General features: G+C 61.9%; 19 protein-coding genes. 8 read left to right on the top strand and 11 right to left on the bottom strand.

The genetic code is table 11. The features are described from left to right. From V3W39_RS14335 to xylA, 5 genes are all read right to left on the bottom strand, one after another. Window positions 1-186, bottom strand: a complete 186-nt coding sequence (locus V3W39_RS14335; RefSeq protein WP_330212828.1) for a hypothetical protein — start codon at window positions 184-186, stop codon at window positions 1-3. A 91-nt stretch (window positions 187-277) separates the two neighbouring features. Next, the gene (locus V3W39_RS14330) at window positions 278-1414 is read right to left on the bottom strand and encodes a sugar ABC transporter permease (protein ID WP_177042630.1); all 1137 of its coding nucleotides are present in this window, start codon (window positions 1412-1414) and stop codon (window positions 278-280) included. Then, the gene (gene xylG / locus V3W39_RS14325) at window positions 1415-2974 is read right to left on the bottom strand and encodes a D-xylose ABC transporter ATP-binding protein (protein WP_330212827.1); all 1560 of its coding nucleotides are present in this window, start codon (window positions 2972-2974) and stop codon (window positions 1415-1417) included. A 79-nt stretch (window positions 2975-3053) separates the two neighbouring features. Continuing rightward, window positions 3054-4055, bottom strand: a complete 1002-nt coding sequence (gene xylF, locus V3W39_RS14320) for a D-xylose ABC transporter substrate-binding protein (RefSeq protein WP_169389012.1) — start codon at window positions 4053-4055, stop codon at window positions 3054-3056. A 57-nt stretch (window positions 4056-4112) separates the two neighbouring features. After that, on the bottom strand, window positions 4113-5429 hold the full coding sequence (xylA, locus tag V3W39_RS14315; protein WP_177042628.1) for a xylose isomerase: 1317 nt from the start codon (window positions 5427-5429) through the stop codon (window positions 4113-4115). Between the two features lie 153 nt (window positions 5430-5582). On the opposite strand from xylA, the gene V3W39_RS14310 reads away from it, so the two are divergent. The 3 genes from V3W39_RS14310 (at window position 5583) to V3W39_RS14300 (ending at window position 9809) form a co-directional block, all read left to right on the top strand. Continuing rightward, window positions 5583-6794, top strand: coding sequence for a XylR family transcriptional regulator (locus V3W39_RS14310; RefSeq protein ID WP_177076794.1), 1212 nt, complete (start codon window positions 5583-5585; stop codon window positions 6792-6794). A gap of 54 nt (window positions 6795-6848) precedes the next feature. Further along, complete coding sequence (locus V3W39_RS14305) at window positions 6849-8999, top strand: phosphocholine-specific phospholipase C (RefSeq protein ID WP_330212826.1); 2151 nt, start codon at window positions 6849-6851, stop codon at window positions 8997-8999. Window positions 9000-9242: 243 nt separating this feature from the next. Continuing rightward, window positions 9243-9809, top strand: a complete 567-nt coding sequence (locus V3W39_RS14300; protein ID WP_259199001.1) for a hypothetical protein — start codon at window positions 9243-9245, stop codon at window positions 9807-9809. Window positions 9810-9835: 26 nt separating this feature from the next. Here the strand turns inward: V3W39_RS14300 and V3W39_RS14295 are convergent, their stop codons facing one another. Next, window positions 9836-10165, bottom strand: a complete 330-nt coding sequence (locus V3W39_RS14295) for a hypothetical protein (protein WP_259199000.1) — start codon at window positions 10163-10165, stop codon at window positions 9836-9838. 138 nt (window positions 10166-10303) lie between these two features. Here V3W39_RS14295 and V3W39_RS14290 point away from each other — a divergent pair, with 138 nt between their 5' ends. Then, on the top strand, window positions 10304-10591 hold the full coding sequence (locus V3W39_RS14290) for a hypothetical protein (protein WP_330212825.1): 288 nt from the start codon (window positions 10304-10306) through the stop codon (window positions 10589-10591). 21 nt (window positions 10592-10612) lie between these two features. Here the strand turns inward: V3W39_RS14290 and V3W39_RS14285 are convergent, their stop codons facing one another. Next, window positions 10613-12328: an amidase gene (locus V3W39_RS14285; protein WP_177042624.1), complete on the bottom strand. Its 1716-nt coding sequence runs from the start codon at window positions 12326-12328 to the stop codon at window positions 10613-10615. A gap of 151 nt (window positions 12329-12479) precedes the next feature. Here V3W39_RS14285 and V3W39_RS14280 point away from each other — a divergent pair, with 151 nt between their 5' ends. After that, on the top strand, window positions 12480-12785 hold the full coding sequence (locus V3W39_RS14280; RefSeq protein WP_330212824.1) for a putative quinol monooxygenase: 306 nt from the start codon (window positions 12480-12482) through the stop codon (window positions 12783-12785). Window positions 12786-12871: 86 nt separating this feature from the next. Then, window positions 12872-13126: a hypothetical protein gene (locus V3W39_RS14275; protein ID WP_177129454.1), complete on the top strand. Its 255-nt coding sequence runs from the start codon at window positions 12872-12874 to the stop codon at window positions 13124-13126. Between the two features lie 14 nt (window positions 13127-13140). Here V3W39_RS14275 and V3W39_RS14270 read toward each other — a convergent pair whose 3' ends face one another. Next, window positions 13141-13941 (bottom strand): SDR family NAD(P)-dependent oxidoreductase, encoded by an 801-nt coding sequence (locus V3W39_RS14270; protein ID WP_330212823.1) that lies wholly within the window; start codon window positions 13939-13941, stop codon window positions 13141-13143. Between the two features lie 120 nt (window positions 13942-14061). Here V3W39_RS14270 and V3W39_RS14265 point away from each other — a divergent pair, with 120 nt between their 5' ends. Together V3W39_RS14265 and V3W39_RS14260 are read left to right on the top strand one after the other, a co-directional pair. Then, entirely contained in the window at window positions 14062-14586 is a 525-nt protein-coding gene (locus V3W39_RS14265) for a MarR family winged helix-turn-helix transcriptional regulator (RefSeq protein ID WP_177129452.1), read from the top strand. A gap of 74 nt (window positions 14587-14660) precedes the next feature. Beyond that, window positions 14661-15989 carry an LLM class flavin-dependent oxidoreductase gene (locus tag V3W39_RS14260; RefSeq protein ID WP_330212822.1) on the top strand — a complete coding sequence of 443 codons (1329 nt, stop codon included), beginning with the start codon at window positions 14661-14663 and terminating at the stop codon, window positions 15987-15989. Between the two features lie 262 nt (window positions 15990-16251). On the opposite strand, the gene V3W39_RS14255 is transcribed toward V3W39_RS14260, so the two are convergent. The 3 genes from V3W39_RS14255 to V3W39_RS14245 are packed head-to-tail and all read right to left on the bottom strand — an operon-like array spanning window position 16252 to window position 17635. Continuing rightward, window positions 16252-16773, bottom strand: coding sequence for a hypothetical protein (locus V3W39_RS14255; RefSeq protein WP_177120256.1), 522 nt, complete (start codon window positions 16771-16773; stop codon window positions 16252-16254). A gap of 60 nt (window positions 16774-16833) precedes the next feature. Then, window positions 16834-17472, bottom strand: coding sequence for a helix-turn-helix domain-containing protein (locus V3W39_RS14250; RefSeq protein WP_256348054.1), 639 nt, complete (start codon window positions 17470-17472; stop codon window positions 16834-16836). 4 nt (window positions 17473-17476) lie between these two features. Continuing rightward, the gene (locus tag V3W39_RS14245) at window positions 17477-17635 is read right to left on the bottom strand and encodes a hypothetical protein (RefSeq protein WP_167410161.1); all 159 of its coding nucleotides are present in this window, start codon (window positions 17633-17635) and stop codon (window positions 17477-17479) included. Window positions 17636-17766: the final 131 nt, after the last annotated feature.

The following is a 17766-nucleotide window of genomic DNA, read 5'->3' as shown; positions in this document are numbered from 1 at the left end:
TCAGGTGTAGGCGCCGATCAACCAGAGTGTGAAACAGCTGGCGAGGGCGAACAGCCCAAGAGCGATGCCGATCTTTGCCTGCAACTCGAGGGGCATTGCCCTCGGGTCCTGATGTTTGTTCATGGAATCAACGGACTGTACACGGCCGTTGATCAATTGGGCGGTTGCAAAAAACAAACTGTGCATGGCCTGTGCCTCGTGGGTCGTTTCTGCTCAAGTCGAGGCCGATAGCGGCCACTGGCTTGAGCAGAGCAAGCTCCATGCCATTGCCCGCGCCTCAGCGACGCCCGGTCCGCGTACTCACATCCACCCACACCGCCAGCACCAGAATGCTGCCCTTGACGATCATCTGCCAGTAGCTGTCCACGTCGAGCATCGACATGCCGTTGTCCAGGCTGCTGATCACCAGCGCGCCAAGCAGGGCGCCGTACACGGTGCCCGAGCCGCCGCGCATCGAGGTGCCGCCAATGAAGCACGCCGCGATGGCGTCCAGCTCGCCCATATTGCCCGCCGACGGTGAGCCTGCCGCCAGGCGTGCAGTGTTGACCAGCCCCGCGAGGGCGCACATCACGCCCATGATCCCGAAGATCCACAGCTTCACCGCCTGCACGTTGATCCCCGACAGGCGCGTGGCCTCCATGTTGCTGCCCACCGAGTAGATGCGCCGGCCAAATACGGTCTGGCTGGTGACGTAGCTGAACACTCCCAGCAGTACCAGGAGCAGCAGCACCGGCACGGGAATGCCGTCGTAGCTGTTGAGGGTGTAGACGAAGCCGGCCAGCACGAAGCCGATCAGCACCACGCGCACGCTGTCGCGCAGCATCGACGGCAATGCCAGCCCGTGCAGGGCGCGGTTGCGGCGCTGGCGCCAGGTCAGGAAAAGCGCGAGCCCGAACAGCAACACACCGAGAATCACCCCGACCACCGTCGGCAGATAACCCTGGCCGATGTACACCAGCTCCGGCGATACCGGCGCAATCGTGGTGCCGCCGGTAATGCCCAGCAGCACCCCGCGAAACGCGAGCATGCCGCCCAGCCCGACGATGAACGAGGGGATGCGCAGGTACGCGGTCATGTAGCCGTTGCCCAGGCCAATCAGCAAGCCGCACAGGGCGACGATGGCCAGGTTGAGCGGCAGCGGAATGTGATAGACCACATCCAGGATCGCCGCCACGCCGCCGAGCAAACCAAGCATCGAGCCCACCGACAGGTCGATCTCGCCGCTGATGATCACCAGCACCATGCCGCAGGCCAGGATGCCGGTGATGGACATCTGCCGCAGCAGGTTCGACAGGTTGCGCGGGGTCAGGAAGCCGCCTTCGGTCTGCCAGCTGAAAAACACCCAGATCAGCACCACGGCGATCAACAGGGCGAGCATTTTGTAGCGGGTGAAAAGCTGTTTGACCTGATTCATTTACGCGGACTTCCGATCATTATTATTGTCATGCCCGTTCGGTTGGCTGAGGGCGGCGGCGAGTACCTGTTCCTGGGTCAGGCCCTGGTTGATGAAGTCGCCGCGCAACTGGCCTTCGCCAATCACCAGCACCCGGTCGGACACCCCCAGCACCTCGGCCAGCTCCGAGGACACCATGATGATCGACACGCCTTCGGCCGCCAGCGCGCCCATCAATTTGTAGATCTCATATTTGGCGCCCACGTCCACGCCACGGGTGGGTTCATCGAGGATCAACACCCGGGGTCGGGTCAGGAGCATTTTGGCCAACACGGCTTTCTGCTGGTTGCCGCCGGAGAGGCTGGTGATCGGCAGGAACGGGTTCGCGGTCTTCAAGTGCATGCGCTTGATTTCCTGCTCGACGCTGCCCAGTTCCGCCTCGGCGTCGATGCGCGTCAGGTGCGAGAAGCGGTCCAGCACCGCCAGGGTGATGTTCTGCCCCACGCCCAGGTCTGGCACGATGCCCTGGCGCTTGCGGTCTTCCGGGACCATGCACAACCCCGCGCGAATCGACTTCAGCGGCGTGCGGGTATCGATGGGTTTGCCGTCCAGCCACACCTCGCCTTCACAGCGCCCGGGGTAGCTGCCGAACAGCGCCGACACCAGCTCCGTGCGGCCCGCGCCCACCAGCCCGGCGATGCCGAGGATTTCGCCACGGCGCAGGTTGAACGAGACATCGTCCACGCGCTTGCGCCCCGGGTTGTCGACGTCGTAGCAGGTGATGTTGCGCGCCTCGAACAGCACCTCGCCCACCGCGTGGGGTTCGGTGGGGTAGAGGTTGCTCATCTCGCGGCCGACCATCTGGGTGATGATGCGCGACACGTCCATCTCGGCCATGGCCGTGGTCGCGATGTGCTTGCCGTCGCGGATCACCGCGATGGTGTCGCAGATGGCCGAGACTTCATCGAGCTTGTGGGAGATGTACACGCAGGCAACGCCCTTGGCCTTGAGGCCACGGATGATGTCCAGCAGCACCTCGATTTCCGAGCGGGTGAGGGCCGAGGAGGGCTCATCCAGAATCAGCAGGCGCGCCTGTTTGTTCAGCGCCTTGGCGATTTCCACCAGTTGCTGGTAGCCACCACCGTATTGCGAGACGGGCAGGGCGATGTTCATGTCCGGCACTTTCAGTTCGCGCATCAGGGCTTCGGCGCGGTGCATCATGGCGGGGTAGTTCATGCGCCCGCCGGGCAGTGTCAGCTCGTGACCCATGAAGATGTTTTCGGCCACCGAGAGGTCGGGCACCAGGGTCAGTTCCTGGTGGATGATCACGATGCCGCAGGCTTCCGTTTCGGCGATGGAATGCGCGCGCAACGGTTGGCCATCCCAAAGGATTTCGCCGTCCCAGGTCCCATGGGGATACACCGCCGACAGCACCTTCATCAGGGTCGATTTGCCGGCGCCGTTCTCGCCGCACAACCCCACGCATTCCCCGGGTCTTACCTTGATGTCGATGCCGTTCAGGGCTTTGACGCCACCAAAGGTTTTGACGATGTTGTTCATTTCCAGCAAGTAGTCGGACATGGCGGGTACTCATTCCACAGCGAAAAGGCGGGTGGCGTGCGGGAGCGGCCGCAAGCCGCTCCTGCAGTGAGCCGTACGCTTACTGCCCGGCGATTTGCGCTTTGGTGTAGAACCCGTCTTCTTCCAGCACGTTGACGTTGTCTTTGGTCAACGCGGTCGGCTTGAGCAGGATGCTCGAGACCTGTTTGCTGCCGTTGTCGTACTGCGAGTTGTAGGCCGGTTTTTCGTCCCGTACCAGTTGCACCGAGAGCTTGGCGGCCTCGGACGCCAGCAGTTTCAGGGGCTTGTACACGGTCATGGTCTGGGTGCCGGCGATCACACGCTTGATCGCGGCAAGGTCAGCGTCTTGCCCGGAGACCGGCACCTTGCCCGCCAGTTTTTGTGCCGCCAGGGCCTGGATCGCGCCGCCGGCGGTGGCGTCATTGGAGGCGACGATGCCGTCGATTTTGTTGCTGTTGGCGGTCAGGGCATTCTCGACGATGCTCAGGGCTTCGGTAGGGTTCCATTCCTTGACCCATTGCTGGCCGACGATCTTGATGTCGCCCTTGTCGATGGCAGGCTGCAGCACCTTCATCTGGCCCTGGCGCAGGATCTTCGCGTTGTTGTCGGTAGGCGCGCCGCCCAGCAGGAAGTAATTGCCTTTAGGCTGCGCGTTCAATACGCCCTGGGCCTGCATCTCGCCGACCTTTTCGTTATCGAAGGAGATGTAGGCGTCGATATCGGCATTCAAGATCAGCCGGTCGTAAGACAGCACTTTCACCCCGGCTTTCTTCGCTTCGGCCACCACGTTGTTCAGCACCGTGGCGTTGAACGGCACGATCACAATCACATCGACGCCCCGGGAGATCAGGTTTTCAATCTGCGAGATCTGTCGCTGCTCGTTGGCGTCCGCCGATTGCACATAGACCTTGGCCCCCAGTTGCTCGGCGGCGGCGGTGAAGTAATCACGGTCGCGGGCCCAGCGTTCAAGGCGCAGGTCGTCGATGGAAAAGCCGATTTTCGGATGGGCAGGATCGGCCATGACCGAATGGGAGAGCAGTGCCAGAACGCTGGTGAATAAGACAGTTTTCAGGTGTTTCATGATGGTGAGTCCCTTTTATTGTTGTTTAGACGCACTGCTGGACCTGGAGCGTAGCGGTCATGGGTAGATAAAGCGATTCACTACACCTTCGAGCATCTCCTGGCGGCCGCTGACCGCTTGCGGGTTGAGTTGGTGGCTGAAGGCATGCTCGGCCAGCGACTCCAGGCTGAAGTCGCCGCCGAGCACCGCACGCCCGAACGACTTGTCCCAGCCAGCATAACGCTGGGCCTTGAACTGCTCGAGGGCATCGTTCTGCACCATGGCGGCGGCGCGCTCCAGGGACAGCGCCAGCACGTCCATCGCGGCCACGTGGCCATGGAACAGGTCCACTTCGTCGAGGCTTTGGCGACGCACCTTGGAGTCGAAGTTGTAGCCGCCACCCTTGAAGCCACCGGCCTTGAGCACCTCGTAGGTGACCAGGGTCAGCTCTTCGACGCTGTTGGGGAACTGGTCGGTGTCCCAGCCGTTCTGCGGGTCGCCGCGGTTGGCGTCGATGCTGCCGAAAATCCCCAGGGACGCGGCGGTGGCGATTTCATGATGAAAGCTGTGGCCGGCGAGGGTGGCGTGGTTGGCCTCGATATTGACCTTGATCTCTTTCTCCAGGCCGAACTGATGCAGGAAGCCAAACACGGTGGCGGTGTCGTAGTCGTACTGGTGCTTGGTCGGCTCCTGCGGCTTGGGTTCGATAAACAGCTCGCCGGTGAAGCCGATCTTGTATTTGTGCTCGACCACCATGCGCATGAAGCGCCCGAGTTGCTCGCGCTCGCGCTTGAGGTCGGTGTTGAGCAGCGTCTCGTAACCTTCGCGGCCGCCCCACAGCACATAGCTGGAGCCTTTGAGGCGGTGGGTGGCGTTCATCGCACTGAACACCTGGGCGGCTGCGTAGGCAAACACTTCCGGGTTGGGGTTACTGGCGGCGCCGGCGGCAAAGCGCGGGTTGCTGAAGCAGTTGGCGGTGCCCCACAGCAGCTGGATGCCGGTCTGTTCCTGATGGCCTTCGAGCTGGTCGACCATCCGTGCAAAGTTGTCGCGGTACTCCGCCAGGCTTGCGCCTTCGGGGGCAACGTCGGTGTCGTGGAAGCTGTAGTAGTCGATGCCCAGCTTGGAAAAAAACTCGAACGCCGCCTCGGCCTTGCCGCGTGCCACCTGCAGGGCTTCACCCGGCTGCTGCCAGGGCCGCTGGAAGGTGCCGGAGCCGAACATGTCACTGCCGGGCCAGACGAAATTGTGCCAATAACACGCGGCCATCCGCAGGTGCTCACGCATCGGTTTGCCGAGGATCAGCTTGTTCGCATCGTAGTGCCGGAAGGCCAGGGCAGAGGTGCTATCCGGGCCTTCGTAGAGGATTTTTTCGACAGCGGGAAAGTAGGGCATCGCCAGATCCTTGTTGTTATGAGTGCACGTTAACCTTGCCTCGATACTAGCAACGGCCCCCGGCCAACCGATTATGAAAATCACCAGAGCGGGGTTCGATTTTGAGTGGCTTTGGGCGCATAGTTGGGCGATACCTCGCCAGGAGCCGCCCCTGTGAAAACCCTTCCGCCGGTGCACCGGATTGCCCTGCTGTTCAACGGCAACAAGATCTACGATCGCGGCATCATCACCGGGATCGGCAACTACCTGAGCAGCACGCGGGTGTCGTGGGATCTGTTCCTGGAGGAGGATTTCGTTTGCCGGCTCAAGGGCATCGAGCGCTGGCATGGCGACGGTATCATTGCCGACTTCGACGACCCGGCGATGGGCCCGGCGCTGGCGGGCGTGCACTTACCGGTGGTGGCGGTGGGCGGGTCTTACGAAGATGAGCGGGCTTACCCCCGGCATATTCCGTACGTGGCCACCGACAATTTCGCCCTGATCAAGCTGGCCTACGAACACCTGATCGAAGCCGGGCTTACGCGCTTCGCCTGCTTCAGCCTGCCGCAAGCGGATATCAACCGCTGGGCCCAGGAGCGTGAAAAAGCCTTCCGCCGCCTCCTGGAGCGCGACGGCCTGCCCGTGGAGGTGTATCGCGGGCTGGGCACCAGCGCGCCGCTGTGGGACTCGGCGGTGGAGCAGCAGATCGCCTGGCTGCACAGCCTGCCCAAGCCCATCGGCATCATCGCGGTCAGCGACGCCCGTGCCCGGCAGTTGCTGCAAGCCTGCCTCACGGCGGGCATCCCGGTGCCGGAGCAAGTGGCACTGATCGGCATCGACAACGACCCGCTGACCCGCACCCTGACCCGCGTGCCACTGAGCTCGGTGATCCAGGGCACCGAAAAAATGGGCCGCACCGCCGCGCGTTTACTGCATCAGATGTTGCACGGCATGCCTTCGGCGGGCAGCCAGATCCTGGTGCCGCCGGAAGCGGTCAACGTGCAGACCTCCAGCCTGCACCAACCCCTCGGCCATCCCTATGTGATGCAGGCGTTGCACTTCATTCGCCAGTACGCCTGCCAGGGCATCAAGACGGCTCAGGTCGCCAACTACGTCGGGGTGTCGCGTTCGTCCCTGGAAGCGCATTTTCGCAGCGAACTGAACCGCAGCGTCCATGACGAAATCCTGCGCTTCAAACTCGCCGCAGCGGTGGCAGGCCTGGAAAATACCGGAGCGGGCATCGCGGATATCGCCTACGACTGCGGCTTCAAATCGGCGCAGTACCTGCACACGGTGTTCAAGCGCGAGTTCGGGTGTACGCCGAGGGAGTACCAGGTGGGACAGGTTGAACGCGATTCAAGCGATGTCATTTCTTTGTCGCCTTGAGTCCCTATTTTGTCCTGAGCCTCGCTCCAGAACTTCAAGGGATTGAATCGTCTTATGCCGACTCTTACACGCAGGACCCTGTTGCAAGCCGCCGCTATCGGATCCGCCTACACCCTGTTGCCCGACTCCATTCGCCAGGCCCTGGCGATCCCTGCCAACAACCGCACCGGCACGATCATGGACGTTGAGCATGTGGTGATCCTGATGCAGGAAAACCGCTCATTCGATCACTACTTCGGCACCTTGCCCGGCGTGCGTGGGTTCAGTGACCGCTTCACCATTCCACTGCCGGGCGGGCACCGGGTGTGGGAGCAGCAGGGCGTGGGGCGGCGGATTTTGCCCTATCACCTGGACAGTTCCCGTGGCAATGCGCAGCGGGTCAGCGGCACGCCTCATTCCTGGGTTGACGAGCACGCCGCCTGGGGCAGTGGCCGGATGCAGGCCTGGCCGACGTTCAAGACGCCCACCTCGATGGGCTACTACCGCGAGCAGGAAGTGCCGTTCCAGTTCGCCCTGGCCAACACCTTTACCCTGTGCGATGCCTACCATTGTTCGGTGCACGCCGGCACCAATCCCAACCGACTGTTCCACTGGACCGGCACCAACGGCCCGACCGGTGCGAACGTGGCGGCGGTGGTCAACGAGTGGGACGGCCCCGGCGCGGTGAGCGTGGGCTACACCTGGAAAACCTACCCCGAACGCCTGGAAGAAGCGGGCGTGAGCTGGAAGGTTTATCAGTACTTGCCGGATAACTTTGGCGACAATCCTCTGGCCGGGTTTCGTCAATTTCGTGCGGCCAGCGTCGCGGCCGGCAACCCCGCGGTGCCACCGAAGGACTTCAAGGACTTCGTGCCCTACAGCGATCAACTGAATGCCCGCGTGCCGCTGTACAAAGGCAACGGCAACACACTCCCGGCCGTCAGCGGCAGCGACCTGGAAGCGATCATCCAGGGCTTTCGCAAGGACGTGAACGACGGTCGCCTGCCCCAGGTCAGTTGGCTGGTGGCCCCGGCCGATTACTCCGAACACCCCGGGCCTTCCAGCCCGGTGCAGGGTGGCTGGTTCACCCAGGAAATCCTCAAGGCGTTGACTGCCAACCCGGATGTGTGGAGCAAGACGGTGCTGCTGGTCAACTACGATGAAAACGACGGTTTCTTCGACCATGTGCCGTCGCCATCGGCCCCGTCCAAGCGCCTGGACGGCAGCTTTGCCGGCAAGTCCACGGTGAAGTTCGACAGCGAGATCTTCACCCACCCGGCGCCACCCGGTTCAAGCCAGCAACCCGCGCCCGACGGCGGGGTGTACGGGCCCGGTCCACGGGTGCCGATGCTGGTGCTGTCGCCGTGGAGCCGTGGCGGCTGGGTCAACTCCCAGGCGTTTGATCACACCTCGGTGCTGCAATTCCTGGAGAAGCGCTTCCACGTGCGCGAGCCCAATATCAGCGCCTGGCGCCGGGCCGTGTGCGGCGACCTCACGTCGGCCTTCAACTTCGTCAACCCCAACACCGAAACCCTGCCGCCGCTGCACACCATCAGCCGCCAGGCCGCTGACACCCTGCGCCAACGCCAGGAACAACTGCCCCAGGTCGCCGTGCCAACGGTGGGCCAGCAACAGGCACCGTTCCAGGCGCGCATGGCGCGACCCTCCCGGGCACTGCCGTACCAGTTGAACGTCGAGGCTTCGGTTGACCGTCGCGCCAGTTCCGTGACCCTGGACTTCTTCAACAATGGCGAACAAGGCGTGGTGTTCCACGTCTACGACCGCTTGCACCTGGACGACATCCCGCGCCGCTACACCGTGGAGGCCGGCAAGCACCTCAGCGACACCTGGCAAGTGGCGGGGGCCTACAAGCTCTGGCTGTTGGGGCCGAATGGCTTTCACCGTGCATTCAAGGGGAATCTGCTGCGGCGTGAGCCCGAGTTATCCCTGGCCTATCACGGCGATACGTTGCTGCTGACCCTGGTCAATCCTGGCAAACGCACGGCGTCGGTGACCATCGAGCGCTGCCCGTACACCAGGCAAGGGCCCTGGCTGCTGGAGATTGCCGGCGGCAGCACCGTGCAGCGCACGTTCTCGTGCCAGCCCAATGGTGGTTGGTATGACTTCAAGTTGCGTGATGAGCACGGTTGGGTGCGGCGAGTGGCGGGGCGGATTGAAACCGGGGCGCACAGCATCAGCGATCCGTTGATGGGGAAGCGTGGGTAAGGATTGCTTCTGGCATAGGGGGTGAACGCGTGCCGGTAAAATAAGGAGCCAGATGGGAAATTTCGCCATCAGGTGATATCATTTGGCCACTTATTCGATCGTAAAAGGGATTTTATGCACGCGTTTCTTTCCAAAACCTTCGGCGCAGTCAGCGCCTGATTGGCTCCATCCAGTCAACGCCTTTAACGGGCGCCTGGCTGATGCCGGGCGCGGGCAACCCAGCATCTTGAAGCGAGTCTTTCCGTGAGCGAAGTGATCACCAGCGTGTTACAGCAGGCAGCACAGAATTTTGCCGCCAGCCTGGACGAGTTTTACCCGTCCTACGGCAGCAACGGCCTCAATGAGCGCAACCTGACCTACCAAATGGCCAAGGCGTTTGACGCGCGAAGCAATGCCCATGCCTTCATGGAAGTGCCCTTTCTCAACCCGGTAACTGAGCGCTACGAGTTCCGTATCGACTGCATGTTGTTCGACCCGACAACTGTTGCTTTCGTGGAGTGCAAGCGACTCTACAGCCCGGAAAAGGCAGAACAACTGCGCCTCGATTTCCACCGGATGAGCGCAACCAACCTGGCGCCGGTGCTGGAGAAATTCAGCCATGCCGGAAGCCCTGGGCGAAGCGTATATCGCGTCATGCTGGCGGAGACCTGGCAAAAAGCTACGGTGGACTGGTGGACAGCCAAGGACAGCAGCCGCAGTTGGGACAATGAATGGCTGCCGGATGAGCGGGGCGTCTTTGAGGTCAAGACTTTCGAGAACGGCAACACATTGTATTGGCTGTTTGCGTATGAGCTGCTGGAGCTTGCTTGATCGCCATGGTCTGAAGCAGTGGCCCGCTAGCCGTTGACCTGCACGGCAAGCGTCGCGCGCTCTTTGGTCAGCGGGTTAAGTACGCCAGGGCCATCGGCGGAATGAAGGTACAAAAAGTAGTGGCCGTTGTGGTCGCGCAGGATCCGGTAAATCTCGGGTGGCCTGCGCGTACCCCGGGCCAGGTTTCGGTCTACAAGCAGCTCGTAGGTCTCGATGTGCAGGCGTTGCAAGGCGGCTTCAAAGTCGGCTTTGACGGCCAGCTTCCATCGCCGGACCCGAAGGATTTGAAAGAGGGCAGCGAGCAGAATGAACAGCGCCAGGCCGACGAGTGCGAGGGGTTTCGGTCCCTGTTCCATGGGTGACTCCGTGTTCTGTAAGATTTCGTAATCCCTTTCCCTGTTTATTGTAGGAGCAGGGCTATCCATCAATGCAGTGCTTGAAACAAAAACCACACGGCAATAGCCTCGCTTTTTTCCTGACACTGAGGCCTGGCATTGGGTAAGCGAAAAACGGTTTGGCCCACGGAGCGGGAAGTTCGACTGCGCTTTATCCTGCTGGCAATCATTGAAACCGCCTGTGATCGAGGCGTTCCCATCGAGCGGCTGTTGCTTTCGTACATCCTGCTGCGCAATACGCCGACCCCGGAGCAGTTGTGGGCGGCAATCAGTGACACGCTGCTTCTCGACCAGATGCGCGGCTTTCGATTTGAGCCCGGGTCGGAAGCCGATCAGTTGATGCGCAAACTCGGTGATGATGCTGTAACGAAAGGGATTGGAACCTGAACGGTTCCAATCCCTTTTTATTTATGGCTTGCCCGCAACCAGCTTCGGCGTGCGCGGCGGTACCAGGCGCTTGCTCCCCGTCGACTCATACGCCGACGCCAATCGCAGCAGCGCCGAATCGTCATACGCGCGGCCGGCAAAGGTCAGGCCCACCGGCATGCCGATATCCGCCATGACGCCCATCGGCACCGTCACCGTTGGCACCCCCAGGTGACGGATGGCGAGGTTGCCGTTGGCCACCCACACACCGTTGCTCCAGGCGATATCCGCCGACGCCGGGTTTACGTCCGCATCGGCCGGGCCCACGTCGGCGACGGTGGGGAAGATCACCGCGTCCAGCCCCAGCTTATCCATCCAGTCTTCAAGGTCGATGCGCCGTGTCTGCTCCAGGCCGCGCAGGCCGTCGGGCACGCTGCTGATCTTGTCCCACGGGGTGATGCCGCGTTCGGCCATGCGCACGTACTCGTCCATGCCGGCGGCCAGGTCGTCTTCGCGGTTGGGCAGGGTGCCGGGGTCGTGGGGGAAGATCTTCGGGCCGTCGACATCGGCCAGGCGGTTCAACGCAGGGTCGTTGTTGGCCCGCAGGAAATCATCGAACGCCCAGGCCGACAGTTCCCACAATTCATCGTGGAGGAATTCCTTGGACACCAGGCCGCGGGTAAATACTGTCGGTGCGCCCGGGCGGTCGCCTTCGCAATTGGAGACCAGCGGGAAATCCACCTCGAGCACTTCTGCGCCCGCGGCTTCGAGCGCCTTGCGAGCGGCTTCCCAGAGGTCGATCACCGAGGCGCGGGTTTTGATTTGCTGGCCGGTGGGGCCGCCGATGCCTGGGGCGTCGCTGGTACCTGCCTCGGGGTCGGCGTTGATGTACATGCGCGGCACGCCGAAGCGTTTGCCGGCGAGTGCATCGCCGGTGGCGGCCAGGGCGCCATAGGATTCGGGGCGTACCGAGGCGACACTTGGAATCGGTACCCAGGGTTGCATCCGCCACAGGTCGCCGCGTGTGTCGGGGTCTTCTTCCACCACCACGTCGAGCACTTCAAGCAGGTCGGCCATGGTGCGGGCGTAGGGCACCACCACGTCCATTGTCGGGGTCAGCGGCCAGTTGCCGCGCACCGAGATCACGCCACGGGACGGGGTGTAGGCACACAAGCCGTTGTTGGAGGCCGGGCCGCGCCCGCTGGACCAGGTTTCTTCCGCCAGGCCGAACGCCGCGAAGCTGGCCGCAGTGGCCGTGCCGGCGCCGTTCGAGGAGCCCGAGGCGAACGGTGCGGTGAGGTAGTCGGCGTTGTACGGGCTCTCGGCCCGGCCATATACGCCGCGCTGCATGCCGCCGTTGGCCATGGGCGGCATGTTGGTCTTGCCCAGGCAAATGGCGCCGGTTGCACGCAGCCGCTCGATGGTGAACGCGTCGCGGTAGGCGGTCAGGTTGGCGAATGCCGGGCTGCCGGAAGCGGCGGTGAGGCCCTTGACCAGGTAGCTGTCCTTGGCCGTGTAGGGAATGCCGTCGAGCGGCCCCAGGGTTTTGCCATTGGCCCGGCGAGCGTCGCAGGCTCGGGCTTCCTCAAGCGCTTGCGGGTTGCGCACCACCACCGCGTTGAGGGCTGTGGCGGTATTGGGGGCATCAAAGGCGTCGATCCTGGCGAGGTAGGCTTCTACCAGCTCAACCGCCGTGGTCTGGCCGGACTCAAGCGCAGCGCGCAACTGGGCAATGGAAACTTCGGTTACTTCGATCACGTGGTTATCGCCGGGGGCAGAAAAGGGGAGGGCTTGAGTGCTGACTCAATCCGTTCAGTGAAACTAGCTTACTGATAGATTTTTCGTAGCGCCAGCGCATGGCATCCCTTACTGTGGTTCCTCTTTTTCCTTATCGATAACGGTGCTGTTTATGTCCGATGAAGTGCGGCTTGTCGTCATCATCAATACCAAGCCTGGGCGGGGTGCGGACCAGTTGACCGCGTTTGCCAGGCTCGCTCCGCTGGTGCGGGCTGAAGCGGGTTGCATCCAGTACGACCTGCATCCGGTGGAAGGCAACAGCGACAGTTTTGTGTTGATCGAGACGTGGGCTTCAAAGGCGGCGCTCAAGGATCACCACGCAGCGCCTCACATGCTCGAAGCCGCGAAGCACAACCCGACATTTCGTGCCGGCCCCTCCAACGTTCTGGTGCTGGAACCCGCCGTCCAGACGCCCTGACTTCAACCCGGTGGCTCAAGGGGTTATCATTGCCCCTTCATTTTTTGCTGCCCGGAAAGATTTCGATGTTGTTTACAAGGACTGTCATGTCGAGCGCACTGCTCGCCGTTCTGGCCACCCAGGCTTACGCGTCCAACCTGGACCTGACCTACGAGGCACCCATCCTCAGCGCTGTACCCCTCACGCCGCAGGCTGAGCCCAAGCCGCGTTTCCCGGTCAAAAGCGTTGCGCCGGTGACCGTGGAAAACAGCTGCACCGGCCGCGAGTGCACCTACGAAGGCGACATCAGCCTGCCCCGTGAGGAGCAGACTGTGCGGCGCATTTCCATCGGTATTCAATAAGACCTGCTGGCGCCTCAGACAATCCCATACCGGGGCGCCGGCTTGCCCGTCTGCGTGGCTGCAAACAATGCGTCGCGCGCGGCGTCATAAGTGTCCCACAGCGAGCCATCGGCCACCGACGGCCAGGTGATCGTCTCGCCCTGATCAAGTCCGGCCAATGCCGCGTCCACCAGATTCTCGGTGGTCATGACCGACTCTTTTTGCAGCGCGGAAAGCGGAATGCCCGACTCGTCCCAAATTTCGGTAGCGGTGGACGCCGGCAGCACGATCTGCACTTTCACTCCGGTTTCTGCCAACTCCGATTGCAAGCCACGGCTGAACGCCAGGACATAGCTCTTGGTGCCGCTGTACACCGAACTGACCGGCAGCGAATGCACGCCCAACACCGACGCCACGTTGATGATCACGCCTTCATTACGCACCAGCATGCCGGGCAGCGCCGCGTGGGTCAGGCGGGTGAGGGCGGTGATGTTCAGGGCGATCTGGGTGGTGGAGTCCTCGACGGAGGATTGAGCCAGCGGGTGCAGGCGGGCCAGGCCGGCGTTGTTCACCAGCACCTGGATCGCCGGATTGCTGGCCAGCAGGCTTTCTACGCGGGCCAGGTCAGCAGGGTTCACCAGGTCGGCGCCAAGGGTCTGGACCTGACGCCCGTGGGTTTGCGTGATTTTTGCGGCGAGGGCTTTCAGCCGGTCTTCGCGACGGGCCACCAGGATCAGATCGTAGCCGCGAGCCGCCAATCGGTCGGCATACACCGCACCAATACCGGATGACGCGCCAGTGATAAGGGCAATTTTTGTGGAAGCGGGGGTCGACATGAACGGCTCCAAAAGATGAGTACTCAACCAATATTGTTGAGGGCTCAAGTTATAAGCTCGGCATTTGTCCTTGTCAATGGTTTAGTACTCAATCATTCTAGCGGCATGGAGGAACTGAAAATGCCAACCGAGAAGATCAATACCGATAAAGCACGCGCCGAACTTTTGGATTTGCTGGGTGACGTGGCGTGCACCAACAACGCGTTGCGCCGTGCCGCCAGGCGGCTGGGGCAGCTGTATGACGAAGCGCTGGCGCCGATTGGCCTGAAGGCCACGCAGGTCGGCTTGCTGGGTGAAATCACCCGGCTGTCGGCGGTGGATGAGCAGGGCGGGCCGACGTTGCAGGAGCTGGCCGGACGCCTGGCGATCCTGATGTCAGCGCTGACCCATGCCATGAAGCCGCTGGTGCGCGACGGGATTGTCGAACTGCGCCCGGACGCCCTGGACAAGCGCACCAAACGCTGTGTGCTCACGCCCAAGGGCGAAGCGCTGTTCAGCGAGGCGCTGGTGTACTGGGCCTCAGCCAATAATCGGGTGGAGGACGTGCTGGGGCATGACTCGGCGGCGCAGCTGCGGGGCATGGCGGATCATGTCGCCTCCGAAGCATTTCTGGCGGACTACAACAGTCGCTCTGTCCAGGCATAAGCCAGATCCTTTCGTTATTAGACAGACGCCGTTCGCGCATCCGATGCTGAGCTCCTCTCGATCAGGGGCTTTCCATGAGCACTCCACGCCAACTGAAACTGGGCGCGTTCATGCGCCCGGTCAGCATCCACACCGGCGCCTGGCGCTATCCCGGCGCTTACCGCGACGCCAACTTCAACTTCGCGCACCTCAAGCAGTTCGCCCAGACCCTGGAGAAGGCGCGTTTCGATGCCTTCTTCATGGCCGACCACCTGGCCCTGCTCAACATGCCCATCGAGGCGTTGAAGCGCAGCCACACGGCCACCTCGTTTGAGCCGTTCACCTTGCTGTCGGCCCTGAGCCAGGCCACCGAGCACATCGGCCTGGTCGCCACCGCGTCGACCACTTACGACGAGCCATTCCACATCGCCCGTCGTTTCGCGTCCCTGGATCACTTGAGCAATGGTCGCGCCGGCTGGAACATCGTCACCACCGCCAACCCGGATGCCGCGCAGAATTTCGGCCTGGAACAGGCCTACGCCCACGACGAGCGCTACGCCCGTGCACGTGAGTTCTACGATGTGGTCACCGGCCTCTGGGACAGTTGGGCCGATGACGCCTTCATCCGCGATGCCGACAGCGGCGTGTACTTCGACCCCGACAAACTGCACACCCTCAACCATCAAGGCCGCTACCTCAACGTGCGCGGCCCGCTGCACATTGCCCGGCCGGTGCAGGGCTGGCCGGTGATCGTGCAGGCCGGGGCCTCGGAGCCCGGGCGGCAACTGGCGGCAGAAACCGCCGAGGTGATTTTTGTCGCGCCGGGTACGCTGGAGGAGGGGCGTAAGTTTTATGCGGATATCAAGCGCCGGATGCTGGCGGTGGGTCGGCATCCCGACCACCTGAAGATTCTGCCCGGGGCCTTTGTGGTGGTCGGCGATACACAGGAAGAAGCCCGCCGGATTCGTGCGCACCTCGACAGCCTGGTGCATTACGAAAGTGCAATTGCCTCGCTGTCGATAGCACTGGGCACCGACGCAACCAGGTTTGATCCGGACCAGTACCTGCCACCCATTCCCGAAACCAATGCCAGCCAAAGCTCCCGGGAGCGGGTGCTGGCGCTGGCCGATCGCGAGCAACTGACGGTGCGCCAACTGGCCCAGCGCCTTGGTGGTTATGCCGGCTTGTCGTTTGTCGGCACGGCCCACAGCATTGCCGACCAGATGCAGCAATGGCTGGAGGAAGAGGGCAGCGATGGCTTCAACATCATGTTCCCGTGGCTGCCGGGCGGGCTCGATGATTTTGTCGCCAAGGTGGTGCCCGAGTTGCAGGGGCGCGGGATCTTCCGGCGGGAGTACGAAGGCTCTACCCTGCGGGAAAACCTCGGATTGCCGCGTCCGGCGAACCGCTTCTTCGCCGGATGACCGTGTATTTTCACGGTGGTTAGATCGTTTATTTCCTTCTGATTGGAGGCCATTCCCCAATCGCATATCCATCGCGCCGGTTTCGAACCAGTAACGGAGTCAGTCGGCGCGATCACTTCAAAGCCTCTGTCATCACGGAATTATCGGCTGCCTCGCTCCGATAAATCCCCATGCAGCGTCTATTCTTGCTGCTGGGCCAGCGCCTTGCGCCGTTGTGCGGCATCTCTAGAATCGGCCCCAGAACTTACTCATTTCCTGTCGATTACGGAGTTTCGAACATGATGAACGCCATGCAGATGCCAATGAACAACGCGATGCCAATGATGCCGATGATGGGCATGCCGATGATGATGGCCACCATGACCTGCAAGATGACCGACGAGGCCATGATGTGCACCATGAAGCCGGCCGCGGGCATGGACATGGCGATGTTCAAGAACAACGCCGAAATGATGGCGATGATGATGAACTGCGGCATGCCGATGATGATGCAGTGCGCCAACATGTCGATGATGTGCATGTCGCAAGACGGCATGGCGATGATGAACAGCATGTCCTCCATGAACATGCCGATGATGATGCCGATGGGCATGCCCATGCCGATGATGAAGTGCGTCATGGAATGCAAGATGGAAGCAGACTGCATGACCTGCAAGATGATGCCGATGCCAGGCATGAGCATGGACATGATGAACAACTGCTGCATGTTGATGATGAAGATGATGAACGACTGCGCCATGCCGATGATGATGAGCTGCAACGGCATGCCGATGATGTGCTGCACCTGCTGATTCGGTTGGCGTGAAATCAAAAAGCCCCGGCGAGTGCCGGGGCTTTTTGCGTTTCAGTCCAGGCGTTCCGGGTAGGTGATCACCAGGAACGCCACGGCCTCGCTGTCTGCGGGGTTGCGGTAGCGGTGGGGCTGGTCGGCGTAGAACAGGATCGAGTCACCGGTGGAAAGCAGGTAGCGTTCTTCGTTGACGCTGACTTCCAGCACGCCCTGGGCCACCACCAGGTTCTCCTGGATGCCCGGCCCGTGACCTTCTGAAACTTCTTCGCCGAGCGCCTTCAGGCGTATCTCGTAGAACTCCGACTGGCGCGCCATATCGTAGGGAAACAGCGCGCGGCTGATGAAGGTGCCGTCGGCACTCACCAGGCGTTTGCTCTGTTGCGCCGGCAGCAGTTCAACCCCTTCGAACGCGCGATTTTCCAGAAAGGCCGCCACCGAGACTTTCAGGCCTTTGGCGATTTTGCACAGCACTTTGATCGACGGCACGCTGCGCCCGGATTCAATCTGCGCGAGCATCGCGCGGCTTACACCGCAGTTGCGCGCCAGTGCATCCAGCGACAGGTAGCGTTTACTGCGCAGGCGTTGCAGGTTGTGGGCGACGCACTGGCCGATGGCGTCGTCGTCGCCGTTGTTGCAATCCTTGGGTTTGGCGGGGAGGTCGGGCACTTCGGGAATCGCATGCAGGAAATTCATGGCCTCACGCCCGGCGGGTATCGCTGGAGGTGGTGACGTGCGCGGTAAACACCGCGACCCCGGCCCGTGCCGCGTACATCGCCCACATCAACTCAGCCGCTGCGCGTGCCTGGCGGCGTTTGCGGTGGAGGGTGAAGTCGATGACGGTGGCGGATGTTTGCATGACGTAAATCTCTGGGGACTCAATGGCCCTACAGTAATCCGTGGCGCTTATTTCCATAAATACTGAGTTTGCATTTGGTAATTCGATTTTGGACTTAACGCCGATTGACGGCTGTTCGTTCATCAAGGGTG

This window comes from Pseudomonas sp. Z18(2022), assembly GCF_036346535.1.
Lineage (GTDB): Bacteria > Pseudomonadota > Gammaproteobacteria > Pseudomonadales > Pseudomonadaceae > Aquipseudomonas > Aquipseudomonas yamanorum_A.
The sequence above is the reverse complement of the archived record's forward strand: the minus strand, read 5'-3'. Positions and strand labels throughout refer to the sequence as shown.